This window comes from Methylomagnum sp. (assembly GCF_054333355.1).
In genome coordinates this window covers 1-3,288 of sequence record NZ_JBTEKS010000454.1, presented here as the reverse complement: position 1 = coordinate 3,288, position 3,288 = coordinate 1, and the positions used below count along the sequence as shown (strand labels likewise).

General features: G+C 61.4%; 2 protein-coding genes. One reads left to right on the top strand and one right to left on the bottom strand.

Going from position 1 to position 3,288, the window contains the following annotated elements:
- Nucleotides 1-1,544 precede the first annotated feature (1,544 nt).
- Nucleotides 1,545-2,423 (bottom strand): YihY/virulence factor BrkB family protein, encoded by an 879-nt coding sequence (locus ACXWUF_RS20960; RefSeq protein WP_458496497.1) that lies wholly within the window; start codon nucleotides 2,421-2,423, stop codon nucleotides 1,545-1,547.
- A 45-nt stretch (nucleotides 2,424-2,468) separates the two neighbouring features.
- Here ACXWUF_RS20960 and ACXWUF_RS20955 point away from each other — a divergent pair, with 45 nt between their 5' ends.
- Nucleotides 2,469-2,642 (top strand): hypothetical protein, encoded by a 174-nt coding sequence (locus ACXWUF_RS20955; RefSeq protein ID WP_458496496.1) that lies wholly within the window; start codon nucleotides 2,469-2,471, stop codon nucleotides 2,640-2,642.
- Nucleotides 2,643-3,288 lie beyond the last annotated feature (646 nt).

Here is a 3,288-nt window from a genome sequence, read left to right as displayed (position 1 = left end):
TCTGAATCGTGCAAGCCAACCGAAACTCATCCTGCCGGGGCCAGCCCGGCTTCCCCGCTCGCGGCTGGGCCGCTGGTACATCCGTGCTGAAATCGACCGCGAGGGGGGGCGCGGCCGAGGCCGCTGGACCTATGTGGTGACGGCGGCCCGGTTCGCCAATTCCCCGCGGCCCGGAACTCCCGCCAGTTCGGGGCTGGAATGCGCCGCAGCGTATTCCGTCAGGCATGCAACTTCTGGTACTTGCCCAGCAATTCTTCCTTGGTCTCAATGTGGTCGGGTTCTGGACGATGCCGCGCCGGTAGTAGGTCATCCGCCAGGGCCAGGAACGAAGCACAACACTCGCCACCCCTTCTCCGTGGGGGCATCGGCGCATAAAATAGGCTCGCCGGTAGGATTACCTTGATTATATACAACACTATCGGAAGGGACGGTTATCCATGACCCGTCCGGAGCTCGGGCCTGCCATTGGTCACCATGCGTGCGCGCCTCTGTGCGCGCACAGTCGGATTGGTCACAACAACTTCTTCCATTCTGCGGGTTTTTCAGCGCCTTGAACCAATCGCGGATGTGTTGGGGGATATCCCCGTATTGGCCATAGTCGCGGGCATGGACGCCGAGGGGTGGGTCAGTGATTTGCGCGGCGAGTGCAAGTGCCGCTATAGCGACCTTTCTTTTGGCCGGCATTAATCATCTCGCTCATGGCTGACAGTAGGAAGGGCGCACAGCCCTTCACACGCGGCCCCGGCCGAGTCGCGGCAGCCGGGGCCCTGTGAAGCAGTGCGGCCAGGAACGGACCCGCTTTGCTCCCGCAATCTGCACATGGTCCCAGGAAGCTCATCCGGCAATGGGTCTGTCCGGAACTCACGCCCGCGCGCCGACGAACCAGGCGGCGGGGAGGGATGTCCGTCACCTCCCCTTCGTTCTGTGCTCGCGCCAGTTCGGCCGCGCGTCGGCTCCGACGATCCCGCACCGGGTGCACACCATGCGGGGCCCGAAGGCGCGTACGAGCACACGGTTTTCGGCAATCTCCTCCTGCGTGTAGCAGGCCATCCGCATATTGCGGGATGGCTTCGCCTTGAGCTCGGCCTCGATTAGGCGGCGGATGACCTCGGGCGTTGCAACTCAGGCCTGCGCCAGGAACGGGTTTGGAGAGCGCAGAGACCGGGTGCCGAAAATCGCCCGCTATCGCGACCTCAGGGCGCGGCAGAGACCGCACGCCCCTCGTTTAAACCGCGAAAGGCCCGCAAATCGGGGCCTATTCGAGGAGATGGTGTTCGACGCGCACGACCGCACCTTCGCCTTCTTCCGAGGGGCCTGTCAGCGCGGCATCTACGACAATATTGCACCATCCGGCACCCCGACCCAACCCTCGGTCGTCAGCCCGCCGTCAGGGCCACCATCGCCGCCCCGGACGATTATCGGTCCCCCACGCGTCCTGGTGCCCGTACTGCCTCGCGTCCCGACCGCGTGCGGCTATGGCGACTGGTCCTTCGAGACCGCCAGCGGCGCGCCTAGCGTGGACGCTTCGGACGGCCTTCCCGCATTCAGCTTGATCGCCCGACCGTGTCCGCCATTGCGGCTCCACGTTCGCCGATTGGCCTTTCGTGCCCCGTAGTCGAGTCGCGCGCGGTTTGATGTTCGACCTCAGAATTGAGTTCAGCGCCCAGCAAAATCACGATCGATGACATCCACATCCAGATCATCATGCCGATCGCAGCGCCCAGGGAGCCATACGTGGCATCGTAATGGGCAAAATTCGCCAGATACCATGAAAGCAGGGCTGAACCGCCAAGCCAAGCTACAGCAGCAAAAGCGCTACCAGCGGTGATCCACTCCCAACGAGGGGATTCTCTGCTTGGTCCAAACCGGTACAGAACAGCCAGACCGAAAATCACCAGACAGAGCAGGAGAGGCCAGCGCAGAAGCCGAAGCAGTGTCTCAGTCCAGCCTCCTAAACCGATGTACGATAACACCAGTGGCAGGACCACGATCGCCCCGATAGCCACAAGCAGAGCCAGGATCGCGCCTCCCGTTAGGGCGAGAGAGACCAGGTTGAGCTTGATGAACCCTCGCTTTTCCTTTTCACCGTAAGTCACGTTAAGCGCGTCAATCACCGCCTTCATTCCGGCGTTGGCACTCCAAAGAGCCAATCCCAAGCTTGCAGCGAACGCAAAGCTGAGCTTGGCGTCACCCTTTGCTGTGATCCTATTGATCTGCTCTTGAATAATTTCCATCCCGCCGGCTGGAAGTACCCCGCTGGCGAGGGCGAGATGTTCACTGATTGTCGAGGCTTTTGCGAACAGCCCATACAGCGACACCAACGCGGTAATTGCCGGAAATATCGCAAGTAACCCGTAAAAAACTACGCCGGCAGCGACTGCAAGCAGCCGATCATCCCCAATGCGGGCATAAGTACGCCACAAGATGTCTTTCCAGCCGGCCCACGGAATCTGCCAGGGGGCACTCGCATGACGACCACGACCATCCTCGGCAGCTCGTTCCTCTTGCTTAACGTCAGCCGATCGCGGCGCTGGCCGGACACTCTGCGCCGCACCGGCTCCTCCCGGATGCGGAACGGCTATGCCCTGTTTGGCGGGCGGAATGGCGGAAAGAAGAGCGTAGACAAGGGCGGACTTGATTAGCCCACCCACGGTGCCTTTGCTTGAAGGGTGCGTGGGCCCCTCAGCAGCGAATTGGGACATACCAAGAAATCCGAGTTACGTGTCGCTGTGCCATCAACGTCGGCTGTGGTGCAAGCGTTCCCTCCTGAACCTACGGCGAGACCTAAACTAGCGGGCGCGGAGCGCGGGCGCTTTTTATCTTCGGCAGCCCATCAATGGGCAAACGCCAGCCCCCCCGCCGCATGTTGGGCGCTACTCGACCGAGACGGCGGACTGTGAGTTGGACGTAATCATCTGAATAAAGGCGCGCCGTGGCCATCTACCCCAATTGCTTTCGAGTCGGCATCGGCCTTGGCGAAAGGTTCTCGAGGCGGCAATGTCACCGGACCTGAGCGGTAATACGTGGACTTCGCCATGCAGTTGGGCAAGCCGCAGGCGCCAATCGCCTACAGGCATACTGAATGGCCGGACGGGCAGTATCGGTTCCAAGGCACGGAGCGAGCAGCCAAATCGTCTGGCGTAGATCTTCAATCACGAGGAATTAACGGGCATATCGCGGTTTTAGACAATCCCAACAGTGAGTTGGTTTGAAGCAACATTCTGCACCATCCAGCAACCCTGACTTTGCGGCGCGGCCGGCCGCCGCAAGGGAGCGGCAAGCACGGCC